General features: G+C 65.0%; 4 protein-coding genes. 3 read left to right on the top strand and 1 reads right to left on the bottom strand.

Annotated elements, in window-relative coordinates:
- Window positions 1–762 precede the first annotated feature (762 nt).
- Complete coding sequence (locus tag I6U14_RS04620) at window positions 763–1,188, bottom strand: hypothetical protein (protein ID WP_296897259.1); 426 nt, start codon at window positions 1,186–1,188, stop codon at window positions 763–765.
- Between the two features lie 95 nt (window positions 1,189–1,283).
- Between I6U14_RS04620 and I6U14_RS04615 the strand changes: the two genes are divergently transcribed.
- The 3 genes from I6U14_RS04615 to I6U14_RS04605 all read left to right on the top strand — a co-directional run bounded on the left by I6U14_RS04615 (window position 1,284) and on the right by I6U14_RS04605 (window position 3,795).
- Window positions 1,284–1,421 carry a hypothetical protein gene (locus I6U14_RS04615; RefSeq protein ID WP_296897258.1) on the top strand — a complete coding sequence of 46 codons (138 nt, stop codon included), beginning with the start codon at window positions 1,284–1,286 and terminating at the stop codon, window positions 1,419–1,421.
- Between the two features lie 50 nt (window positions 1,422–1,471).
- Window positions 1,472–2,701 carry an AI-2E family transporter gene (locus I6U14_RS04610; RefSeq protein ID WP_296897256.1) on the top strand — a complete coding sequence of 410 codons (1,230 nt, stop codon included), beginning with the start codon at window positions 1,472–1,474 and terminating at the stop codon, window positions 2,699–2,701.
- Between the two features lie 452 nt (window positions 2,702–3,153).
- Window positions 3,154–3,795, top strand: coding sequence for a cupin domain-containing protein (locus tag I6U14_RS04605; protein ID WP_296897253.1), 642 nt, complete (start codon window positions 3,154–3,156; stop codon window positions 3,793–3,795).
- The last annotated feature ends 609 nt before the right edge of the window (window positions 3,796–4,404 follow it).

The following is a 4,404-nucleotide window of genomic DNA, read 5'->3' as shown; positions in this document are numbered from 1 at the left end:
CGCGTGCTGCGTCGCCACCGTGCCCTGGAGCAGGGAGGCGCTGCCAACCACGAGTGAGGCCAGGGTGCCCTTCACCATCGGGTGCCCGCTTGCGTGGGTGGTCAGTGCGGAGAATTGTTTTGCCAGCCAGGACACTGCGTTACTCACGGTCTTGTTCCTCTGTTACGGCGATGTGTTTATCTTGTGTGGAGTTGGGGCGTGGAATTCGGGCCAAGATCGGCTGCGAGCCCATTCGCTGTCCGGGCCAATTGCTCAGCCTTGGGTGCTACTACTGTGGGCGTCCCCCAAGCCAGCTCCCGGCTAAGCTTCCAGCTGTGCGCTGGGCTAGGGTCGGGGCGCACTAGCCGGCCTGCTGGTCGGGCGAGAGTCGTCGCGTCGGCTCGCCCCAAAACGAGGGCCGGCACATCGAGGGCGCTCTGCGCGACTGCACAGTCCTGCGACTCTGCGCCGGCTCGGCCGAAGCACAGGCTCGCGGGCGCTGTACGCTGCCTGAACGGCGGCGCCGATGCAAGGCCCGAGCGTTGACGGAGCCAGCCGATATCCCCGCTTCGCGCACAACCGCGGCGCAACAATGACGCCGGCAGCGGAGCGCATCGCTGCGCAGGCGGTACGCCACGCCCGCGGAAAGGTGCGGTCGCACGCTGGCGAATTCCACCCAATCGGGCATGGAATTGCACAACGCGATCCTACATAGGGTCGACGGCACCGCCTCACCCCGGCAGCGGGACGGGCGTTTGACGATACGCAACAGGAGGCCTTGGCTTATCCCGCCGGTGCCTGCACCCCATGATCGGCAAGCCAGCGTACGTCCAGCCGCCAGTCTACCCGCTCCACGTCGGGCTCGCCGAGCATCAGGGTCTGGGCGCGCTTCTGGTGCTCGATGAGCTCTTGTTGGGCGGCGATCATGGCCGGGTCGTCCTGCGCCTTGCCGGCGAGCTCGGGCTTGACGATCTCCAAAAAACGGATGGCAGGCACCTCGAAGGAGCGGGGCGTCGAGATGACGGCGACGCCGTCGTCATAATCCACCACCCGGAACTGATAGACATAGCCGGAGAGCTTCGGGTCAGATGCAAGGACAGCGTTGAGCTCGCCGACACGGGGGTTCCAGGTCGCGGATATCCACCAGGCAACAAGCCCGATGAGGATGACCGCGAGCGCGATACTGTAGTTGCGGGTAAAGGTATCCATGGAAATGTTTCGCCTATCGATCAATCGATTCGAATTTCGCGGCCAATGGCCGCACTGACTGTGCACAGTCTCGCGCATGCGCCCGTGCAGACACCATGAAGAACCGCAACCATGGCTTCCGCCGCGAGCCGGCAGGGCAGGTGGGGCTCGTCAACGACAGCACCTGTGACATGCCCGCGGAGTTGCGGGACTGCTTTCAGGTGCACCAAGTGCCGGCCGTCACCTGGCGCTGAGCACGCACCGGCCACACACATCAGCCACCACGAAGGCACCGACCCCTGCGATGACCCAAACAAATCTCAACAAGCTCGTGCTGCTGGGCCTGGTGGCGCTCATATCGCTGCTGTTCGTCGGCATGATCGCGCAGTTCCTCATGGCCATCTTCATGGCGGGACTGTTCGCAGCCCTTACCCAGCCGGTGTTTCATTGGCTCACTCGGCTCTTCGGCGGCAATCGCTACCTAGGCGCTGCCGTCAACCTGCTGCTGCTGGTGCTGGTGGTGCTGCTGCCCGTGACCCTGCTGGCCGGCATCTTCATCGCCCAGGCGGTGGACGTGGGGAGATCGCTGACGCCCATTGCGGTGCAGTTCGTGCGCGAGCCGGAAACCTTCGTCAGCTGGCTGCACAATTTGCCTTACTACCACGAGGTCATGGCCTACGAGGACACCCTCAAGGACAAGCTGGTCCAGTCCATCGAGGCGGCCGGCAGCTTCCTGGTGGGCGGGATCTCGGTGGTCGCCATCGGCACGGCCAACCTCGTCTTCATGGCGCTGGTGTTCCTCTACACGTTTTTCTTCTTCCAGCTCGATGGGCATAAGGTGGTGCACGCCATCCTCTACTATCTGCCGCTGGAGGACCGGGTCGAGCGCCGCCTGCTCACCAAGTTCACGCTGGTGACGCAAGCCATGCTCAAGGGCACCTTCCTCATCGGGCTGCTCCAGGGGGCGCTGGCCGGCATCGCCTTCGCCGTGGCGGGAGTGCCGCATTCCGTGTTCTGGGGCACGGTGATGGCGGTGCTGTCCATCGTGCCGGGCATCGGCTTGGCGGTGGTTTGGGTGCCGGCATCCATCATCCTGATCGTGCAAGGCAACATCGTCGCGGGCGCCGGCCTGCTGATCTTTTGCGCTTTGGTCGTCGGCAGCATCGACAATCTGCTGCGGCCCATCCTGGTGGGCAAGGACACCAACATGCACGAGCTGATGATCTTCTTCGGCACGCTCGGCGGGCTCTTCACCTTTGGTATGGCGGGCCTGCTCATCGGCCCGGTGATCGCCTCGCTGTTCCTGACCATCTGGGAGCTCTACGGGGAGGCCTTCCGCGATGTGCTGCCCGAGGTGGGCGAGGAGACCATGGAGGCCCCCGCCCACGCCATCGCCGAGGACGGCCCCTACGATGACGAGACAGCCGCGGCCATGGCCGCGGTGCTGGCGGCGGTCAAGGAAGAGACCGATGCCGGCGACGAAAACCGGACAAACGAACCAACACCGGGAGAGCAGCAGACCGGCTCCACCTGATCGTCCGGGAGCCCTAGCGGTTCCGGTGGCTGCCGGCCCATCGTATCGGAGACCTCCTGGGTCGCCTGTCGGGCTCCGAGCTGCGCGAGATGAGCGTCGCTCTCAAAGACTGGCTGGCGCTGGATACCGGGTCAGGGGCGCTGGCCGGGCGGTGGATTTGGTATTGCCGGGGGCGAGCACTTGGCCGGCTCCCAATCGCCGATCCTTGCTGCAGCCTATGGCGCCGGGGCCGTGTGCGCCCACACGCGCGTGGTAACGGAGCGCGCCGACCCCATCCTTGGCGAACCGATGGCCGGCCGTACCTGACCAACAGACCGGGGACGCGTGCGGCCCCGCAACGACCTTGGAGTCTCTTCATGCAGATCGCTCAGAGCTCGACAGCGCTTCGGCCGGAACCGCTCCGGCCAAGCGGAAACCCGCAGACCTCGCAGCACGATGACGCACCGCTGAACATGGACTTCGCCCAACGGGTCGTCGTCGAGACCGGCCGCCAGGATTGGATCCCGAGCCCGAGCGAGACCGTCTGGCGCAAGCCGCTGGAGCGCGAGGCCGCGGAGAGCGGACACACCACCAGCATCGTCCGCTTCGGCGCCGACTCGTACTTCCCGGAGCACACGCATCCACTGGGGGAGGAGATCCTCGTGCTCGAGGGGGTGTTCTCTGACGAGCACGGCGACTACGGACCCGGCACCTATATCCGCAATCCGCCGGGCTCCAGGCATTCGCCGTTCAGCCGCGAGGGCTGCGTCCTGTTCGTCAAGCTGGACCAATTCGACCCCAGCGACACCGCAACCGTGCGCATCGCGACCCACACGGCCGCATGGCTGCCCGGGCAAGGCGGGCTCAAAGTCATGCCGCTGCACGACTTCCGCGGCGAGCACACGGCGCTGGTCCAATGGCCGGCGGGCGAGCGCTTCCAGCCGCACACCCACTTCGGCGGCGAGGAAATCCTGGTGCTGTCGGGGGAATTCAGGGACGAGTTCGGCAACTACCCCGCTGGTACCTGGACCCGGGCGCCGCACCTGAGCCGGCACTACCCCTTCGTCGACGAGCCGACCATCATCTGGGTGAAGGTCGGGCACCTGCCCGTCTGAGGCCCGCGCGGTACCGAAACTCTGGTACAGCCCCTACAGCATCCCTACAAGATCGTCTCGGACGACGAGCCGGCAGGGACTGGGAGCGCCGGCTTCAGCCGGCTTCGCGCGCCGGGGGCTCGATGCGCCCGGCACGCCGCGCCGCCAACGTGGAGACTGCGTGAAGAAGCAAGACGGCTCCGAAGGCTAAGGCTGTCCGTATCATGGCTTACAACGCCTGCCAGCGGCCAACGTCTACTGCAGCCCGCGCCAAGCAGCGGCCACGCGCGAACCGCGAAGCGCTGGCCGCAGTTTGGCATCGGGCTGCCGAACTCGTTGGGCATCCGATGGGGTTAGTGGAGAATTGTGCATATTGCGAGGCGAGCACTTCATGTTACATATGAGACCCCGGTCTCTCCTGATCATCCACCAATCTCCGGGACTGACAGAGTTTGGCAAATCTTCTTCGCAAGTCGATTAGGTATTTCGGAGTGTCGGGGAACAGCTTCCACCATTCCTGTGTTTGGATTACACCACAAGGAATGGGATGATCCTTCCCTCTTTAGGGAAGCGCTGATTTATTGGCGCTTCCCGTGCGGGGCAGGACGCCCCGCCATTTTCGGCGACGCA

It is taken from the genome of Thiohalocapsa sp., from assembly GCF_019695415.1.
Classification (GTDB): Bacteria; Pseudomonadota; Gammaproteobacteria; order Chromatiales; family Chromatiaceae; genus Thiohalocapsa.
The sequence above is the reverse complement of the archived record's forward strand: the minus strand, read 5'-3'. Positions and strand labels throughout refer to the sequence as shown.

What these genes read in the sequence shown, in the direction of transcription:
- I6U14_RS04605 (WP_296897253.1), top strand. Translation starts at nt 3,154, where the DNA reads ATGGACTTCGCCCAACGGGTCGTCGTCGAGACCGGCCGCCAGGATTGG.
- I6U14_RS04620 (WP_296897259.1), bottom strand. Translation starts at nt 1,188, where the DNA reads ATGGATACCTTTACCCGCAACTACAGTATCGCGCTCGCGGTCATCCTC.
- I6U14_RS04610 (WP_296897256.1), top strand. Translation starts at nt 1,472, where the DNA reads ATGACCCAAACAAATCTCAACAAGCTCGTGCTGCTGGGCCTGGTGGCG.
- I6U14_RS04615 (WP_296897258.1), top strand. Translation starts at nt 1,284, where the DNA reads ATGAAGAACCGCAACCATGGCTTCCGCCGCGAGCCGGCAGGGCAGGTG.